General features: G+C 53.2%; 15 protein-coding genes. 10 read left to right on the forward strand and 5 right to left on the reverse strand.

The annotated features are described in order from the left end of the window. Nucleotides 1-6 precede the first annotated feature (6 nt). The 4 genes from PRIO_RS02635 to PRIO_RS02650 all read left to right on the forward strand — a co-directional run bounded on the left by PRIO_RS02635 (nucleotide 7) and on the right by PRIO_RS02650 (nucleotide 2,884). The gene (locus PRIO_RS02635; RefSeq protein ID WP_039786061.1) at nucleotides 7-921 is read left to right on the forward strand and encodes an ABC transporter ATP-binding protein; all 915 of its coding nucleotides are present in this window, start codon (nucleotides 7-9) and stop codon (nucleotides 919-921) included. Further along, the gene (locus PRIO_RS02640; RefSeq protein ID WP_020426606.1) at nucleotides 918-1,634 is read left to right on the forward strand and encodes an ABC transporter permease; all 717 of its coding nucleotides are present in this window, start codon (nucleotides 918-920) and stop codon (nucleotides 1,632-1,634) included. Before PRIO_RS02635 ends, PRIO_RS02640 begins: the two co-directional genes overlap by 4 nt. 2 nt (nucleotides 1,635-1,636) lie before the next feature. Further along, entirely contained in the window at nucleotides 1,637-2,377 is a 741-nt protein-coding gene (locus PRIO_RS02645) for an ABC transporter permease (protein ID WP_039786047.1), read from the forward strand. A 141-nt stretch (nucleotides 2,378-2,518) separates the two neighbouring features. Further along, nucleotides 2,519-2,884 carry an ArsR/SmtB family transcription factor gene (locus PRIO_RS02650; RefSeq protein ID WP_020426604.1) on the forward strand — a complete coding sequence of 122 codons (366 nt, stop codon included), beginning with the start codon at nucleotides 2,519-2,521 and terminating at the stop codon, nucleotides 2,882-2,884. A 90-nt stretch (nucleotides 2,885-2,974) separates the two neighbouring features. On the opposite strand, the gene PRIO_RS02655 is transcribed toward PRIO_RS02650, so the two are convergent. After that, the gene (locus PRIO_RS02655; RefSeq protein WP_081487106.1) at nucleotides 2,975-4,063 is read right to left on the reverse strand and encodes a cation diffusion facilitator family transporter; all 1,089 of its coding nucleotides are present in this window, start codon (nucleotides 4,061-4,063) and stop codon (nucleotides 2,975-2,977) included. 731 nt (nucleotides 4,064-4,794) lie between these two features. Between PRIO_RS02655 and PRIO_RS35890 the strand changes: the two genes are divergently transcribed. From PRIO_RS35890 to PRIO_RS02670, 3 genes are all read left to right on the forward strand, one after another. Further along, nucleotides 4,795-4,947, forward strand: a complete 153-nt coding sequence (locus PRIO_RS35890; protein WP_020426601.1) for a hypothetical protein — start codon at nucleotides 4,795-4,797, stop codon at nucleotides 4,945-4,947. Between the two features lie 80 nt (nucleotides 4,948-5,027). Further along, nucleotides 5,028-7,229: a heavy metal translocating P-type ATPase gene (locus PRIO_RS02665; protein ID WP_046506335.1), complete on the forward strand. Its 2,202-nt coding sequence runs from the start codon at nucleotides 5,028-5,030 to the stop codon at nucleotides 7,227-7,229. A gap of 216 nt (nucleotides 7,230-7,445) precedes the next feature. Continuing rightward, nucleotides 7,446-9,446, forward strand: coding sequence for a methyl-accepting chemotaxis protein (locus PRIO_RS02670; RefSeq protein WP_039786039.1), 2,001 nt, complete (start codon nucleotides 7,446-7,448; stop codon nucleotides 9,444-9,446). An 87-nt stretch (nucleotides 9,447-9,533) separates the two neighbouring features. Here the strand turns inward: PRIO_RS02670 and PRIO_RS02675 are convergent, their stop codons facing one another. The 3 genes from PRIO_RS02675 to PRIO_RS02685 form a co-directional block, all read right to left on the reverse strand. Further along, the gene (locus PRIO_RS02675; RefSeq protein WP_020426597.1) at nucleotides 9,534-10,487 is read right to left on the reverse strand and encodes an L-lactate dehydrogenase; all 954 of its coding nucleotides are present in this window, start codon (nucleotides 10,485-10,487) and stop codon (nucleotides 9,534-9,536) included. A 568-nt stretch (nucleotides 10,488-11,055) separates the two neighbouring features. Continuing rightward, on the reverse strand, nucleotides 11,056-11,574 hold the full coding sequence (locus PRIO_RS02680; RefSeq protein WP_020426596.1) for a CcdC family protein: 519 nt from the start codon (nucleotides 11,572-11,574) through the stop codon (nucleotides 11,056-11,058). Nucleotides 11,575-11,784: 210 nt separating this feature from the next. Next, on the reverse strand, nucleotides 11,785-12,045 hold the full coding sequence (locus PRIO_RS02685; protein ID WP_020426595.1) for a GlsB/YeaQ/YmgE family stress response membrane protein: 261 nt from the start codon (nucleotides 12,043-12,045) through the stop codon (nucleotides 11,785-11,787). 273 nt (nucleotides 12,046-12,318) lie between these two features. On the opposite strand from PRIO_RS02685, the gene PRIO_RS02690 reads away from it, so the two are divergent. Further along, nucleotides 12,319-13,368 (forward strand): lactonase family protein, encoded by a 1,050-nt coding sequence (locus PRIO_RS02690; protein ID WP_020426594.1) that lies wholly within the window; start codon nucleotides 12,319-12,321, stop codon nucleotides 13,366-13,368. A gap of 191 nt (nucleotides 13,369-13,559) precedes the next feature. On the opposite strand, the gene PRIO_RS02695 is transcribed toward PRIO_RS02690, so the two are convergent. Further along, on the reverse strand, nucleotides 13,560-15,875 hold the full coding sequence (locus PRIO_RS02695; RefSeq protein ID WP_020426593.1) for an alpha/beta hydrolase family protein: 2,316 nt from the start codon (nucleotides 15,873-15,875) through the stop codon (nucleotides 13,560-13,562). Nucleotides 15,876-16,323: 448 nt separating this feature from the next. On the opposite strand from PRIO_RS02695, the gene PRIO_RS02700 reads away from it, so the two are divergent. Both PRIO_RS02700 and cysT read left to right on the forward strand, forming a co-directional pair. After that, entirely contained in the window at nucleotides 16,324-17,436 is a 1,113-nt protein-coding gene (locus PRIO_RS02700; protein ID WP_020426592.1) for a sulfate ABC transporter substrate-binding protein, read from the forward strand. Nucleotides 17,437-17,535: 99 nt separating this feature from the next. Then, a complete protein-coding gene (cysT, locus tag PRIO_RS02705) occupies nucleotides 17,536-18,387 on the forward strand; it encodes a sulfate ABC transporter permease subunit CysT (protein WP_407944480.1) in 852 nt (283 codons plus the stop codon). The last annotated feature ends 9 nt before the right edge of the window (nucleotides 18,388-18,396 follow it).

Consider the following 18,396-nt stretch of genomic DNA (forward strand, 5'->3'; position numbering starts at 1 on the left):
AAGAAAATGACGGAAACAGTGATAGAAACGAGAGATTTATTGAAGGAATACCGTGGCCGGGCTGCGGTGGAGCAATTGAATCTGAATATAGGCAAAGGGGAAATCTACGGCTTCCTTGGGCCTAACGGTGCGGGCAAAACAACCACCATCCGCATGCTGCTGGGGCTGATTAAGCCGACTTCGGGAAGCATTAACATTTTCGGCCAGGATCTGAAACGGAATAAGCTGCAAATCCTGCGGAAAGTCGGTTCGCTTGTAGAATCGCCTTCCTATTACGGGCATTTGAGCGCCTTGGATAATCTGGAGGCAATCCGCCGCATTCTGGATGTGCCAAAGTCCCGAATCGCTGAAGTGCTTGAGATTGTATCCTTAACAGGTGAAGAAAAGCGTCCGGTGAAGGGCTTCTCCCTGGGTATGAAGCAGCGGCTTGGCATCGCCGCCGCACTGCTCGGCAGCCCCGAGCTGCTGATTCTGGACGAGCCTACCAACGGACTGGACCCGTCAGGCATTCAGGAGATCCGCTCGCTGATTAAGCGGCTGCCCGTGGAAGAGGGGATTACGGTTCTGGTATCCAGCCATCTCCTTAGTGAAATTGAGCAGATGGCTGGAACGGTCGGCATTATCCGTGCCGGCAGGATGGTGTATCAGGACACGATCGCCCAACTGCAGCAGCAGGCGGCCGGAGATTTGCGCCTTGCCGTTTCAGAGCCGGAAGAAGCGCTGATTCTGGCCAACCGGAGGGGCTGCGGAGGCACATTGCAGGAAGGACGCATCACCCTGCCCCGGATGAGCGATGTCCGGGTGGCGCTATTGATCAAGGAGCTGGTCGAAAACGGCCATGCCATCTACCGCGTGGAGGAACACAGACAATCGCTGGAGGAATTTTTCCTTCAGGTCGTCGAAGGAGGCCAATCCGTATGATGTGGCGTTCGCTCTCGGCGGATTGGCTGAAAATCCGCGGCAAGGGCTTATGGTTCCTGGTCTTCCTCGGCCCGTTGGGACTCCTTGCCATGCAGGGGCTGAACTTCGGCATGCGCTATGATTATCTGACAGGAGAGTATCAATCCGACCTGTGGGGCGGACTGCTGTCTAACCTGGCCGACTTTGTGCCCGTGGCGCTGTATCTGGGAGGAACGCTGGTCTGCTCGCTGCTGGCGAATGTGGAGCATCAGATGAGCTCCTGGAAGCAGCTGCTGGCCCTGCCCATCTCCCGGACCGCAGTATTCATGGCTAAGCTGCTGATCTGTCTGCTGCTTGTCGCCGTCTCCTGCGCGCTCTTGTCTGCAGGAACGGTAGTTTTGGGTCTGCTGCTTGGTTTTGGTTCACAGCCGGTTCCCTATGCGGATGTGCTGCGGATTGGCTTTGCTTCTTATGCCGCTGCACTTCCTGTGATTGCTCTGCAGCTGTGGCTCTCCCTGTCGAGCCGCAACCAGACGCTGCCTGTATCGCTTGGCCTGACCTTGTCACTGTTGAGCCTCTTCTCGACGTTCCTGTCCGAATGGGTTCCTTTGTCCTGGCCTGCCCTCGCCTGGAGTACTTCACGCCCTTGGCTGTTCAGCGGCGCGGGACTGCTGCTGGGTCTGCTCGTGCTGCTGCCTGGCGCTGTGCATTTTGCGCGAAAGGATGTGAACTGACCATGAGGAGCTTCTGGAGAGTTTTGTCCGCAGAAAGACTCAAAATGTCCAGATCTTATGTCTGGGTGCTGGTTATAGGGAGTCCGGCGGTGGCAATACCCATTGGAGCGCTTGCCAATATGCAGGAAGGGGGGCAGCCGGTTACCTGGGAAGTTCTGCTTAGTGTGATGTCGCTGTTTCATGCCATGTTCTTTCTGCCGGTGCTGTCAGGGGTTTTTGCTGCGCTGATCTGCCGGGCAGAGCATGCCGACGGAGGCTGGAAACAGCTGCTGGCCCTGCCGGTTACGCGAACTTCCGTATATCTTGCCAAATATACTATGATTATGGCGCTGCTGGCTGCTGTGCAGCTGCTGTTTTTTGCTGCGGTGCTTGGTGTAGGCGCGCTGCGTGGTGTAGATGTGCCGATTCCCTGGACGATGTTCCTTGCAAGCAGCTTCGGCGGCTGGCTGGCCTGCATGCCGCTGGCTGCGCTGCAGCTGGCGATATCCCAGAGCTGGAGCAGCTTCGGGGCTCCGCTCGCGCTGAATGTGACCCTCACCATGCCGAATATGCTGATTGCCAATTCTAGCACCTATGGACCTTATGATCCCTGGCTTCAGCCTATGCTGGCCATGTCTCCCTTTGGGGAGGACCGCTTTGGAGCTTTTAATTTACCGCTGGAGAGCTTGATGACCGTTGTACTGGGCAGTTTGATTTTATTTTTGGCCGTCGGCTTGCTCTCCTTCCGGCGTAAAGCTGTCTAAGCCTGACAACGCTGCTGCTTGCAACTCTTCCCATCCCCGTCTGTTCCATGGACATCAGGTGAAGTTTTGTTATAATTAATCGTAGAAGCTTCGATTAACCGGGTGATGAAGCCGGGTGAACAGATGGAGGAGGGCGGGAGCATGGAGCCAGCAGCACTGGAAGAATGCGACAATACATGCAATGGTTCGGAGCTGGAACCGGAATCTATGGCGTTGATCCTGCCTGACCGCGGGACAACGGACAAAATGGCGGAGATGTTCAAAGCCTTGGGTGATCCAACAAGGGTACGGATGATTTATGCCCTGTCGCAAAGAGAGCTGTGTGTGCACGATTTGTCATCCATCCTGGATATGGGGCAGTCGGCGGTATCCCACCAGCTCCGCTATTTGCGCAATCTGCGGATCGTGAAACGCCGCAAGGAAGGCAAAACCGTGTATTATTCGCTGAACGACACGCATGTGGAGCAGATTTTCCTGCAGACACATGAGCATATCCGGCATGAATAGATAAAGAAGGCTGCCCCCGATGGCTTGAGGGGCAGCCTTTGACAGTACAGGACAACCGGAGCTTGCCGGTTGTCCATTTTTATGTTAATGCTACACCCGCAGCTCCCCGTGTTTCAGGGAAGAATTCTCGATCTGCAGTGTTGTATGCTGTATCGCAAAATTATCCTCCACTACATTAATGGCCTGCTGGAGTATGCTATGGGGGTCAGCGTGATCCTTGATCAGCAGATGCCCGCTGAGTGCATCAAGTCCGGATGTGATGGTCCAGACATGCAGGTCATGGACACCTTCAACCCCGTCGATGCTCAATAAGGCTGCTTTGATATCATTGGTATTGACGGAAACCGGCGTCCCCTCCATCAGAATATGGAAAGCCTGCTTCAGAACTCCCCAGGCGCCTCTAAGGATAAGCAGAGCTACCAGTACGCTAATAATTGGATCGGCAACATACCAGGAGAACAAATTCATGATTAACCCTGCCAGCAGGGCGCCGACGGAGCCGAGGGCGTCACCCATGATATGCAGATAGGCGCTGCGTATGTTGATGTTGTCTTTGGCATCGCTTTTACGCATAAGAGACCAGGCGCTGATCAGATTAGCTAAAAGCCCTGCAGCCGCTATGATCATCATAGTGCCGCTTGCCACTGCCGGTGGTTCAAAAAACCGCTGCCAGGCCTCCCAGATAATGAATCCGGCAATCACAAACAGCGTAACACCGTTGAATAATGCAGCCATAATTTCAAACCGGTAGTAGCCATATGAATTTTTCAATGAAGGCGGTTTGACGGCAAAAATCATTGCCACAAGACTTAAGGCCAACGAGGCAATGTCGCTCAGCATATGCCCGGAGTCCGAGAGCAGAGCCAGACTGCCGGTAACTAATCCGCCGAAGAATTCGAGGAACATAATGCCTCCGGTAATGATCAGGGCGATCAGCAGTCCCTTTTTGCTATTGGGCGCGTGGGAGTGTGTGTGGGAATGACCGGAATGGCTGTGTCCGTGCCCGTGCCCGTCATTATGTACATGCTTCTGCTTCCCACGGTGCTCGTTAAGCTCATGGTGCTCGTTATGCTTGTGTTGCTCGTGTTGCTCGTGTTGCTTGTGTTGCTCATTATGCTTGTGATGATCGTGTTGCTCATTAAGCTCGTGGGTATGCCCTTGACGGCTGTGTTTATTCATAAAAATGACCCCTTTCCGTGAAAAAACATATGAATGATTGCTCATATGTTAATATTAAACGGGATGAAAGCAGATTTCAAGGGATAAATGGTCTGCAGCTGTAAGTTATTATAGCTCCGAGGGGTTTTCTTGTACGCGCGCGCTCTCTCTTAATAATTATGAAGTCAGAGTCTTGCGGCGTAAAAGCCTTGCGACGTAAATTATCCTTCTCCTTCACGCGGAAACGTATACCTGTACGAGTTGAAGCGGACAAGCTGTGAGTGCATGGAACTTATTATGGTTATGGGGAAGGTGCTAAGTGGAAAAAGTATAACTAATTTCTCGAAATTCAGGGCTTTCAAAGGTTTTAGTGGGAATTTGTTCACTTAATTCGAGACAATTACCTCCATGTGGGCATATTCGACCGGATTAGTGGTACTTTTTCCACCTAACTCCCATCGAGGGGACAGGCGAGAGGAATTAGTGATACTTTTTCCAACTATATAGAGTGAACTTAAGAATCCAACCCGATAGAGTGAACTTAAGAATCCAATCTGCAGCATGGCGAACTTCTTGATCCACTAGGCTTTTGTCCACTAGCCGGACATCATTCTTAAATTCAGCTTATATTACCTACTATTTGAGGAACCGGGGAGAGGGATTGTTGATACTTTTACCAGCTAACCCGCGGTGCGCGAACAGGGGCTGCCTATGTTCATCATAACTACAGGGTGCTTCAGGAGCCAATGAATATGCAACGGGGGACAGTGATGGTTTCTGGTATAGAAGGGCTGCAGCCTGAAGACCCAATAAAGCTTCTACTTCAGTTCTGTGAGGCAGGGCAGCTCCTGCTGGTGAGTGAATTGGAAAACTATGCTGTTTTTGCATTGACACTTCAAGATTGAGGGGCATATAATGTGTGTAAGTAAACATATGAACAAATACTCATATATAGGTTTGAACAAGGGAGATGGGTGTTTTGAATGTGGTTCAAGGAAATGTGAGACGCCAGTGGATGCTCGAAGGACTGGACTGTGCCAACTGCGCCATGAAAATCGAAAATAAGGTCAAGAAAATCGAAGGAGTAACGTCCTGCTCGGTGAATTTCACCATGAAGATGATGACCCTGGAAACTGCGGCAGCCGATGCCGAGGCAGTGTCCGCTGAAGCCCGGCGGACGGTGAACATCCTTGAACCTCACGTGAAGGTCAAGGAAGTGAAGCCGGCAGGGTTGCGCAGGAACCCGCAACCAGACGCCAGCCCGCAGCACGGGCACAGCCGCGAAGCCCATGCTCACGATGATGCGCACGGGCACAGCCACGAACATGGGGAAGGCGATACCCGCCGCATTCTGCTGCGCCTGGGAGCCGGAGGCATCCTTGCAGCAGCCGGAATGTTCCTGCCGGTCAGCGGAATCCCGGAGCTGCTGATTTTCCTGGCCGCTTATCTGATTGTTGGCGGCGAGGTCGTCTGGTCTGCTGCCCGGAATATCGTCCGGGGCCAGGTTTTCGACGAGAATTTCCTGATGGCACTCGCAACGATAGGGGCCTTCGCTATTGGAGAATACCCCGAAGGCGTAGCCGTCATGCTGTTCTATCAGGTTGGCGAGCTGTTCCAGGGGATGGCGGTCAACCGTTCCCGCCGCTCCATTACGGCGCTGATGGATATCCGCCCCGAGTTCGCTAATTTGAAGGAAGCCGGAAATCTAAGACGTGTTGCGCCGGAAGAAGTAGGGATTGGCGATCATATTGTAGTTAAACCGGGGGAGAAGGTGCCGCTGGACGGAACCATACTTGAAGGCAGCGCAATGATGGATACCTCGGCGCTGACCGGGGAATCGGTTCCGCGTGCAGCTGAACCGGGCAGCAAGGTGCTGAGCGGATTTATTAACCGCAATGGTGTGGTTACGATTGAGGTTACTGAGACATTTGGAGAATCAGCTGTCTCCAAAATCCTGGAGCTGGTGCAGAACGCCTCCAACAATAAGGCAAAAACAGAAAACTTTATCACCAAGTTTGCCAGAGGCTACACACCTGTAGTGGTTATCACCGCGCTCCTGCTGGCTGTAATCCCTCCGCTTGTACTGAGCGGAGCCACTTTCTCAGACTGGATCTACCGGGCGCTGGTATTCCTCGTCATCTCCTGCCCTTGCGCGCTGGTCGTTTCGATACCGCTTGGCTTCTTCGGCGGCATTGGCGCAGCCTCTAAGAGCGGTATTCTCGTCAAAGGCAGCAACTTCCTGGAGGCCTTGAACGATGTTAAGGTGGTTGTGTTTGATAAGACCGGAACGCTCACCAAAGGCGAATTCAAGGTAACGGGGACCTACCCTTCGGAGGGCTTTAAGGAGGACGATCTGCTGCGGACTGCCGCGTATGCCGAGAGCCACTCCAGCCATCCGATTGCGGAGTCGATCCGGGCGGCCTACGGCAAAGAAATTCCCGGCGGTGCTATAGCGGACTACAATGAAATATCCGGCCACGGCATTGCCGTTATGGTGGAGGGCAAGGCGGTACTGGCCGGGAACGCACGGCTGATGGCGCGTGAAGGCATTGCCAGCCGGACGCCGGAACAGAACGGAACAGTGGTCCATATCGCTATTGATAAGCAGTATGCGGGGTATCTGGTCATTGCTGATGAAGTGAAAGAGGATTCCCTTCAGGCGGTTCAGGCACTTGGGCGGCTTGGAATTCACAGAACCGTCATGCTGACGGGCGATGCCTCCCCGGTTGCGGAAGCCGTTGGGCAGCAGCTGGGGATTGAGGAGATTCACGCTGAACTGCTGCCGCAGCACAAGGTCGAAGCCATCGAGAAGCTGGAGCGGGAAAAATCACAGCGGGAGAAGATTATTTTTGTCGGCGACGGGATTAATGATACTCCGGTGCTGGCCCGGGCGGATGTCGGCATTGCTATGGGCGGGCTGGGCTCGGATGCGGCGATTGAAGCGGCAGATATCGTAATTATGACGGATGAACCGTCAAAAATCGCCACAGCGGTCAGCATTGCCAAGCGCACGCGGACCATTGTCTGGCAGAATATTATTTTTGCCCTGGCGGTGAAGGCATTATTCCTGCTGCTGGGAGCTTTCGGAATTGCCACGATGTGGGAGGCCGTCTTCTCGGATGTGGGTGTGACCGTGCTTGCGGTGCTGAACAGCGTCCGGGCCCTGCAGGTTCCCAAATCCGTGTGAACCTTGGGCAATAGTCACGGCAAGCAAATATATAATACGAAAAAAATAAGCACTCAGGATTCCATAATGTGGGTCTTGAGTCTTATTTTTTATGTTGGAACTAATGGTCCATGTCTATTATTGCCGATATAACACTATAGATTTACAGCATATGGAAGATCATTATCAGTTTTGCTGGGGGGAACTATAGTGGATAAGTCAGATGTACCGGAAAAAATGAAAATGAAAGCAAAAGAAAGAAAATCAGCATCTGTTCAAACCAAATGGTCGCTTGTGATTCTTGCGATTGCCATTGTGCCTTTACTGGGGACGACCATCTTTTTTGTGCAGTATTTTGGCGGCGTGACCCGGTCGAACAGCGAAGAGCTGGCCACTAAAATACTGGAGATGAACACCTCGCGCATCGATGAGTGGTTGAAAAGCCGGACCTCGGCCGTGCAGGAGCTTATTGCGCAGCATCCGGAGTTCGACACCGCGCAGCCGCAAAGTATTTTTCCGGTGGTTAAGATCCTGGAAGAGAGTGACAGCCAATCGGAAGGCTACAGTGTCATTAACAAAGATGGCCTGCTGACCAATACGATGAACCTGACGGCCGATATGGCGAAATCTGCTTACTTCTTAAAAGCCAAGGAATCCCTGGCGCCGGCAATGGGGGATATGTCGTACCTGGAACCGCTCAAAAAATACATCATTCCGCTGATCGTTCCTGTTGTGGACAAGAAGCAGCAATTCAGCGGAGCAATTGCGTTTTCGGTTACACCCGATATCTTAAATGAGATGAGTAAAAGCATCCATGTGGCTGAGAGCGGCTACGGCTATGTAGTCTCCGGCAAAGGGGACTATTACGCGTATTCCGATATGAGCCGGATCGGTAAGAATATGGCGGACTATGCCAAGGAGCCGGAACTGAAGAAGGCTGTCACCGCCATGCTCAGCCGCGAAAGCGGTTCGGAGACCTATACAGGTGAAGACGGAAAGACAATTATTACATATTACAAGACCATTCCCGGTACGGATTGGAAGCTGATGATCAATGTGCCGAAAAGCGAGATTTTTGCCAAAGTGAATGCGGCCCAGCGCTTGGCGACCCTGTTAATCATCGGTATCATCCTGCTGGTGACCTTGATTTCACTCTATCTTACCCGCATGGTGGTTAAGCCGCTTGTGGCAATCTCCGGTGTCATGAAAAGAGTGGCCGAGGGCCATCTGAGTGAAAGGGTGGAAGTCCGTTCGGGGGATGAAATCGGCCAGATGAGCAAAAGCATCAATGATACAGTCAGTTCACTGTCCGGAATTGTCGGTACGATTGACGCCACTGTGCTGCAGGTAGCTGCCGCCGCCGAAGGGCTGCTGGAATACGCCAACCATTCCTCCAATACCTCTGCTGAAATTGCTACCGTCATCCAGGAGGTGGCACAGGGCATGGAGGAGCAGTTCAAGGGATCAGAGCAGTCGGCCCGGGCTACCGAAGAAATGGCTGTGGGACTGCAGCGAATCGCGGAATCCTCCGTAAGTGTGTCCGATCAGGCGGAAACGGTAAGTGCAGAGGTGCAAAACGGCTATCTGGAGATTCAATCCACGCTTGAACAAATGACGGTCATCACGACAACCGCAGGCCAAACTGCTGATCTGATCCAGACCCTGACGCAGCAATCCGAACATATCGGACAAATCATCGATGTTATCTCCGAGATCGCTAATCAGACCGGGCTGCTGTCGCTCAACGCTTCAATAGAAGCGGCCCGCGCAGGTGAGCATGGACGGGGCTTCGGCGTCGTGGCGAATGAAGTGAAGAAGCTGGCTGAACGCACCAATGCCTCAATTGTTGATATTGTCGATCTGATCAAGCAGATTCAGGCCTCCACAACCAATGCTGCGCAGTCCATGGAAAAGAGCATCGCCGAGATTGGCGACGGCATGGGCAAAATGAAAAATGTGGGGATATCCTTTGAACATATCCGTTCCTCTATCCGTGAAGTTTCGATGCAGATCCAGGACGTTTCCGCCATCAACGAGGAAATGTCTGCGGGAACCGAGGAAATCACGGCTTCTGTCTCCGATATGCTGACCATTGCCAAGGATTCGGCGGAGAATGCCCAGGCGGTATCCTACGCCTCTTCAGAACAAATGGAGCTTATGAAAAAGGTGGTTGACTCGGCGAAATCCCTCAATGAGATGATGTCCACGCTGAAAGGCGAGATTGAGAAATTCCGCTAAGCTTACTTAAAAGATACAAAAACACCCCTGGGCGCTGCACACTGCCGTGTGTAGCCCAGGGGTGTTTTCTATTATGTTAGACCGTTTCTACTTGAGGTGCAGGCTTTCGATGCCCCGGCGGATAATGCTGCAGGAGGCCTCAAGCTTCTTGGATTCCTCTGCACTCAGGTTCAGCTCCAGCAGTTCCTGTATGCCGCCGCTGCCGATGATGGCCGGTGCTCCGGCGCATACGCCGCTTTGGCCGTATTCCCCGTCCAATATGGCGGAGACGGCAATGATTTTGTGCTCGTCATTCAGGATGGAGCGGGTGATGAAGGCCAGCGCGCTGCCGATGCCAAAATGCGTTGAGCCCTTGCGCGTAAAAATCTCCCAGCCGGCATCCTTGGTTTTGCGGGCGATGTCTTCCAGATCCAGTGTGCTGAACCGTTCCCGGTGCTGCTCCATGATCTGCAAAATCGGTTTGCCGCCGATGGTCACATGGGACCAGGCAACGAATTGGGACTCGCCGTGTTCGCCGAGCGCATAGCCGTTGACACTGCGGGGATCGATGGTAAAGACCTCCGACAGCAGCGTCTTCAGCCGCGAGGAGTCAATAGAGGTTCCGGTGCCGATGACTCTGTGGCGGGGCAGGCCGGAAATTTTCCATACCATATAGGTGACAATATCAACAGGATTAGCGGCGATAACGAAGATGCCGTCAAACCCTCCGGCCATAATTTCGGTAACAATGTCCTTGGTGATCACAGCCGCAGCATCAAGAACATCCAGTCTGCTCTGTCCCGGCTTGGGATTGGCGCCTGCTGTCAGAATGACAACGTCCATTCCGGCGCAATCGCTGGAGGTGCCGGCATATACCTTGGTGCGTGTTCCGGTGAAATCCATGCAGTGCGAGAGATCAAGCGCTTGTGCCATGGCGCGGTCATAAGTGCGGTCAATCATCATGATTTCGTCGCATATAGCCTGATTGACCATGGAATAGGCACAGCTGGAACCGACCATTCCCGAGCCGACGATCGCCACTTTTCTTGATTTACTTTTCAATTGTCTTGTCCCCACTCTCTAAAAGTATGCTTATATTCTAACTGATCTCATCGCAAGTTACCTGACATCAGACACAAAAAAGCTGGCCGACCCGTGCAATTTTGGCCGAAAGTGACATGGGAGGTTAGAAATGACTAGGCGGATTACTAGTAGTATATGCATATTAGAGGAGAAGGGGGAATGTAAGATGACAATGTACCGTAGAATGATCCATTAAAAATGAAGGAGCATTCTTGGGGCAACGAGGTCCCGAATGCTCTTTTTTTAACTATATAGATTGAAATTGAAAATATTACAATGAAGGGAGAAGTGGCGGAGGAGAAGTTTGGAACTGTAGGAGCGGTAGCGTCCGCCTTTGTCTGCGGATTTCAACCGCGAACAGCAAGTTATAATCAAGAAATCTGCAGACAACAGTGGCCGGAAGTCCAAACATTCTCTGGAGTCACGACCACTACGAAAATAGAAAATCACAAGTTCAGTTTATATAGAAAGTATATATCGGGGTCCCTGCAAAGTGTCTGAATCAGCTTCCAGGCAATAGTCCCACTTTGCAGGGTTGTTGTACCATTTAGATGATATTGTCAGCCTCGGGCTCAGGGGTATGGGCGTGCGGTGGAACCATCCGGATGTAACGCTTATACATAAATACTCTCCAGTGCAGGATCATGCCGAAGGCCAATATGAAAAAAAGCCCGCCTGACTGCGGAATGGATACATATTGATTGATAAACTCATGCAGCACCGTGCGGATCAGCAGCAGCCCAAGCAGGATGAAGGCAAAGCTTTTGGAGCGCCGGGCATAAATCAGGCCTTCCCGTGCTTCAAACTTGGTGCTGCGCATCAGCGGGTAGGCAAAAATAAACCAGCCGACCAGAAAAGCCGCAACCGCCCACCACCAGGGAAATCTGACCTCGGGAACAACAAACATGGCAAAACCGGTGGACATGCCCAGCGGGGGAATCCATATTTTGCGGATCGTTACCGGGCGCGCACTGGCCTTCAGGCGGATGAAAATGACCATCAGCGCCATGAATACAGCCCCCAGAGTGGAACCGACATGCAAAAGTGAAGGGTTGATATTGCCCATGATTCACTTTCCTCTCTGTGATTTGTGTCACTTATTTTTCCATTATAGCAGAAAAAAGAAGGCAAAACATTGAACCCGTATCAGCGGGAATTGTGCAGCTGCTTCTCCTGAAGCCATTAGCTTTAGCCGCAAGAAACCCGCCAAGGAAGGCCTTGGCGGGTGTAGATGCCAGCCCTGCTAGGCAGGTCTGGTTGTATATAAGGTTAGTCCTTAAGAACGGCTGCGTCCACCAACCGAACGGAGGATCAGGCTGACGATAAAGATCAGGACGATCGCACCGATAAGTGACGGGAAAACATAGAAATCGCTGATCTTAGGTCCCCAGCTTCCCAGCAGCATGCCGCCGAGCCAAGAACCGAGAATACCGGCGATAATGTTGCCGATAACACCGCCCGGAATATCTCTGCCCATAATCAGACCGGCCAACCAACCAATGACGCCACCAACAATCAACATCCACAGAAAACTCATTGTGCTTCAGCTCCTTTATGTTTTGTTATCTTCGATGGTTACTATTAACCTCATGCCGGACGTTTAAACCAGGTGTCAAATATTGTCGGCAGCCTTATAATTAGTATTCAAGTATGTCCAGAAATATGCTGTTTAAACCTAGTGAGGTAGCGGGTACATAAACATGTTATAGTGAAAAAAGTGCGGAACCCTGAGGTGTATTCCTTTAACTTAAGGGTATATATGAAGTAAGTAATACTACGCGCCAATATACAATAGAAGGAGCCGCTGCCCATGCAACAGCCTAATGAAGTTCTATTTTATGCAGGAACCTACAACAGTGTTGATCAAAATGCGATTATTCTGGGGGCTTTGAATAAGGATACGGGGGAAATGAGAATCCTGAACAGTACGAAGGGGATTGAGAATCCGTCCTACCTGGCAGTGAACAGCACAGGGACTGTGCTGTATGCCGTAAGTGAGAAGGATCAAGGCGAGGTCTATGCATATGCCATTGAGCCCGGAAGCAAAGCGCTGCGCCTTCTGGGAAGCAGACCAACGGATGGCGGCGCTCCGTGTTACGTGTCGATTTCCCCGCAAGAGGATTACATATTTGTCTCTAACTATTCGGGAGGCAACGTTAACATTTTTCCGGTGAATGCCGATGGCTCGCTTCAGGAAATGTCCGCCCAGGTCAAGCATGAGGGGTCCGGACTGCGTGAAGACCGGCAGGAAGCGCCGCATCCCCATTCGGTCATTCCTGACCGGTCCGGACAGCATGTGCTTGTCTGCGATCTGGGGCTGGATCAGATTGTATTCTACCGTGTGGAAGACGGCAAGCTGGCTACCCGCCGCGAAGTTCTGCTTCCGCCAGGTTCGGGTCCCCGCCATCTGGCCGGACATCCGTCAGGACAATGGCTGTACCTGATTAATGAGCTGAACAGCACAATCACTGTGTTCGCGAATGATGAGCAGTCTGCTGATCTGAAAATTCTGCAGAACATCAGCTCCCTTCCGGAGAATTATGCCGCCGGCAGCGATGATACTGCCGCCGACATTCATGTATCGCCGTGCGGCCGTTTCCTGTACGCCTCCAACCGCGGGCATGACAGCATTGCGTTGTTCCATATCGACCCGTCCACGGGCCTGCTGGAAGCGCAGGATTGGGTCATCTCCGGAGGCCGGACGCCGCGCAATTTCGCCATTATCGGCGGGATGCTGCTCGCGGCCAACCAGAACAGTGATAACATTGTCTCCTTCAGAATCGACAGTGAGACCGGCAGGCTCATCCCTACCGGCAATGAGCTGGATCTCACATCACCGGTCTGCCTGAAGCCGTTGTAACCCGGAAGCGCCTTCTGTCCGGCTGGATTATAGGGGGAATCTGCTGCAGAATATGCAATAGAATCTCCCGACCTGAATCTGATATCCTTCAAGTTCAGGTTATTGAGCGCCTGCCAAAAAACAAAACGGCTTGAGGTCCAGTTAAGGGCTGCTCAGCCGTTTTTTGCTTTCGAATGAAGTTATCTTTCTGCTCATTGTATAATAGCGGTTTGCTTGGACCCTTCCATACTGATGCCTTTAAGGTAGAAGCTGATATCATCCAGCATAATTTTATCGCCCTCTCCCTGCAGGTAGAAGGTGATTTCGCTCAGTTTATCCGGGTCAAGCCCGGGCTCTACTTCAATAAAACGTTCAAAAGGCAGCTCGTAGGTCTGAAATACAGCCTCCGAGAGATCGCCGTATTTGCCGTCGCTCATCCGCTCCTCAAGCCAGGGGAGGAGTGTGAACCGGGTCTGCGGGAGAGGCAGAATATCCATCACTTCTTTCAGCGGAAGACGGGCTGCTGCATGATTGCCGTCCTTCAGCTCAACTTCCACATCGGGGGAGGCCGCCGCTTGTACCGCATCCGGCGTCTCCTTGCTGTCGGCATTGCGGTTAGCCATCGAGAAGGTTAGTCCGGCAGCACCGGACTCGGCAAGCCCGCTGGCGATGCTATTCTTCAGCCTGATGCGGTAGTAACCCTCTCCGCCGCCCTTTGTACTGTGCTCCAGCACGAGCCCATAAGTAGCTTTGCTCTTGGATTCCCGGTCCTTGGCGACCTCCTCCCTCCAGGCTAGCCCTGCTGCTTCCGCGGTTCCGCCGGTGACGGTGTTCTTGTTGCGGTCCTCATCAAAGGTGGCTACAACGATATTACCGCCGCTCTGGAACCGGTTATAGTATGCGGTGCCGGGAAGCCACTGCAATCCGCTGCGGTAATCGCGGAACAGGTCCTGGTAGACTTCCTTCCCGTCCAGAGTAGCCTCCAGAAAGGCGGTGACATAGACCTTGGTGATTTGCCGCTGCGCGTCCCCGTCCATAATATCCGTGCGGTCCAGAAACAATCCCGCCGGCAATGACTGGTCGTACAGCCCCCAACTGGTATTGAACTGGCTGTGGTTGGCATCGGCAATATACAGCGAGCTTTTGAAGGACGAAGCAGCTCCTGTAAAAGAAGAGCGGATATACTGCCGGTCACCGTAAAAATCATGCACATCGCCATCGCGGGCACCCTGAAGAGTCAGGTAATTGACATCCTCCAGCCGGGCCTGCTGGTTATCAATGGCTTTGTCCGTAGGAGCGAGTGCGATAACCGAAGCGATGTGAAACTGTGCGGCGGCGGCAAGAGCAGGGTCATTCTTGAACCAGCGGCCGGCATCCGCAGCCATAGCTACGGCCTGCCCGCCCCGGCTGTGTCCGAGCAGGGCGGTCCGGCTATAATCCACCTTCTGATAGAAGGGGTTGCCGGATTGCTCCGCAAAAATGCCGATCTGCTGCAGATGCTTCAGAATCATCCAGGTCCGCACCTTGAAATCATTATCCGGAATGCCCGACCAGGCGGAATAGTTCAGAAAGTTCTCATCAAGAGACACCGCGATAAACCCCCGGCTGGCCAGCTGTTCGCCCAGGTAGGCATACCCTCCCTCGGAATAATCCTCCATCATATGGTTGCCGTGCACCATCAGCACGAGCGGGTAAGGTCCTTCACCATCGGGCATCCAGACCCGGGCGTTTACAGGAAGGGAGCTGTGATCGAAGCCCCAGAATAAGGTGCGCAGCTTGGGCCAGCTTGTAATGTAAGCAGAGGCATCCACCGTAGCAGTGGTAAGCTCAGCCTCATCGCCATACTCGGACCGGTGAAGATCCTGGCCGCTGCCATAGGTGAAGCTGCGGTAAGTATAGTTCCCCGGCTCCCCCGGATTTTCGGCATCGATGGGAGCAGGGCCTCCGTTTGATACGCTCGCCTCCGGTGAGGTGTCGCCATTGCCCCGGGTAGAGAGGGCGAGCGGAGAAGCGAGCACGACGGCTGCCAGCAGCAGGCCCATGGTGAACCGGCGCCTGCGCAGCAGCCCGATGGCCAGACCGCCCAGGCCGCCGAGGAGGGCGGCGATTCCAGCGACGGCGGCTGCGGCCTCAAGCTCCAGATCGGCATAATAGAAGACTAGCAGGACAGCTCCTGAAGCGCTCAATAAAGAGCCCGCATAGAGGCGCGGGATGGGCAGTCCGGTCAGGGCCAGCATTACGGCCAGAATATTTCCGGCACAAGCCAGGACCAGGGTTGCCGCACAGGTGGCCAGCATCACATCGGCGGCGGTTCCGAGTCCGGTAGGGATGCCCAGAACAGCTGCGGCAAACACCAAAAAGCATATCAACCAGGGGCCGGCAAGCGCCGTCCGCCATAGTTGTGTATCGTAGCGGTACGTGTCCAGAATGCGCCTTGCCAGCTCCCAAAGGATACGCTTGTGCAGCCTTGGCCGCTGCGGCGCCGGTGCGGGTGCAGGTACAGGCACATATTCCAGATTCATTCCCATGATTGTCTCCCCCGGTAATTGCGCTGATTTCACACGTTTCAGCCTATGTTTTTAACCTGTTTTTTGAGCTGTTTTTTGACCTATAAGATGTAGCAATAATATTACTTTGGTGCCGCAATAACAAGTGATTTTTGCAGGAACAGCCGCCACATGCTGCCGTCAGGCCGGTTGATAAAGACTTTTCGCTATTTTGAAAAAAAGGTTTGACAGGGTGCAGAGGTTTCAGTATTATATCTTTATAACCTACTAAATGGGTAGGAATAATTGAATAAGTTCTTACCGTACAGACGGAGGAACGCCCGCTATAGCTCGCAGACACGTGTCCACAGGACCGGTTTGACCTGCCACAAGTGGGCCTTCCTCCGTCTATTTTTTGCTGAAGGGCAACAATGCTGACTGACGGGAACTTCATGGGGTGTCAAGAGACAATAACAGGGGAGTGGCTGTGATGAAAAAAGGGATCAAAAAGGGACTAATCACGGGATTCGCATTATTATTGACAGCAGGTCTTGCCGCTTGCGGCAATAACAATTCAGGCAATGGGGCGGCCCCAGCAACAGATGCACCGGCAGCAAGCAATGCGGCTGCAACAGCAGAGGCTACCAAGGCTCCGGCAAAAGATCCGGTAGAGCTGCTGAATGTATCCTACGACCCGACACGCGAACTATACGAGAATTATAACAAGGCATTTTCCGCCTATTGGGAGAAAGAAACGGGCCAGAAGGTTACGGTCAAACAGTCGCATGGCGGTTCCGGGGCGCAAAGCCGGGCGGTGCTGGAAGGCCTGGAGGCGGATGTGGTCACTCTTGCCCTGGGCTACGACATTGACGCACTGAAGGACAAGGGGCTGATCAATGAAGGCTGGGAAAGCAAATTCGAGCATAACAGCTCCCCGTACACCTCGACGATTGTATTCCTCGTACGCAAAGGCAACCCCAAAGGCATCAAGGATTGGCCGGATCTGCTGAAAGAAGGTGTGGAAGTCATCACGCCGAATCCGAAAACCTCCGGAGGGGCACGCTGGAACTATCTTGCCGCCTGGGGCTATGCGCTTGACCACAACAACAATGATGAAGCCAAAGCGCAGGAATTTGTCCAGGAGCTGTTCAAGCACGTGCCCGTGCTGGATACCGGAGCGCGCGGGGCGACCACAACCTTTGTAGAGCGGGGAATCGGCGATGTGCTGATTGCCTGGGAGAATGAAGCCTACCTGTCGATCAAGGAGCTGGGCCCGGATAAATTCGAAATCGTCAACCCGTCCGAGAGCATTCTGGCCGAACCGCCGGTGGCTGTAGTAGACAAGGTAGTGGACAAAAGAGGCACCCGTGAGGCAGCCGAAGCCTACCTGAAGTATCTCTACACCGAAGAGGGGCAAAAAATCGCTGCCGACAACTACTACCGCCCGACCCTGGAGAGCGTGAAAGAGGAATATAAGGACAAATTCCCTGAGATCAAGCTGTTCACACTCGCAGATAAATTCGGAACCTGGAAAGAAACCCAAGAGAAGCATTTCAATGACGGCGGGATTTTCGACAAAATTTACGTGCCTGGCGCCAAATAATAATCCAAACGGCTGACATCCGAAGAAGAGCAGCAGGATTTGCAGTAAACAGTTTGTGTATGGAGGCTGATCGGCCCATTAGCCGAAGGCAGGAAAGGGATGAACAGGTCAATGAATGTCACCACTACAGCTCCAGTGCGGCGCAAGGTGCTGCCGGGCTTCGGGCTTACGATGGGCTACAGCGTGCTCTATCTGAGTCTTGTCGTATTGCTGCCGCTATCGGCACTGATATTTAATTCGACGGGACTGAGCTGGGCCAAATTCTGGGATATCGCGACGGACCCGCGCGTCCTGGCTTCGTACCGGGTCAGCTTGAGCACTGCGGCAATGGCAGCCTTGGCCGATGCTTTTCTCGGACTGCTGCTGGCTTGGGTGTTGGTACGCTATGAGTTTCCGGGCAAAAGGATCTTCGACGCCCTGATCGATCTGCCGTTTGCGCTCCCGACAGCTGTAGCGGGTGTCTCCCTGACGGCGCTGTATTCGCAAAATGGCTGGATCGGCTCAATGCTGGAGCCGTTAGGGCTTAAGATCGCCTTCACACCGCTGGGCATTACGCTTGCGCTGATGTTCATCGGCATTCCCTTTGTCGTTCGTACCGTTCAGCCGGTGCTGGAGGACCTGGACCGGGATATGGAGGAAGCTTCGGCAACGCTGGGAGCGGGACGCTGGCGGACCTTCCGCAGCATCGTAATCCCGGAGCTGATCCCGCCGCTGCTTACCGGCTTTGCGCTGGCGTTTGCCCGGGGGATCGGGGAATACGGGTCCGTGGTATTCATCTCCGGCAATATGCCGATGCGCACAGAGATTGCTCCGCTGCTTATCATGTCGAAGCTGGAGCAGTTCGATTATGCCGGGGCGACCGCAGTAGCATTGCTGCTGCTGTTGATCTCTTTCCTGATGCTGCTTGTCATTAACACGCTGCAGCGCTGGGCCCGCAAGACTTCGCGATAATGAGACCAA

The organism is Paenibacillus riograndensis SBR5 (genome assembly GCF_000981585.1).
GTDB lineage: Bacteria > Bacillota > Bacilli > Paenibacillales > Paenibacillaceae > Paenibacillus_AQ > Paenibacillus_AQ riograndensis.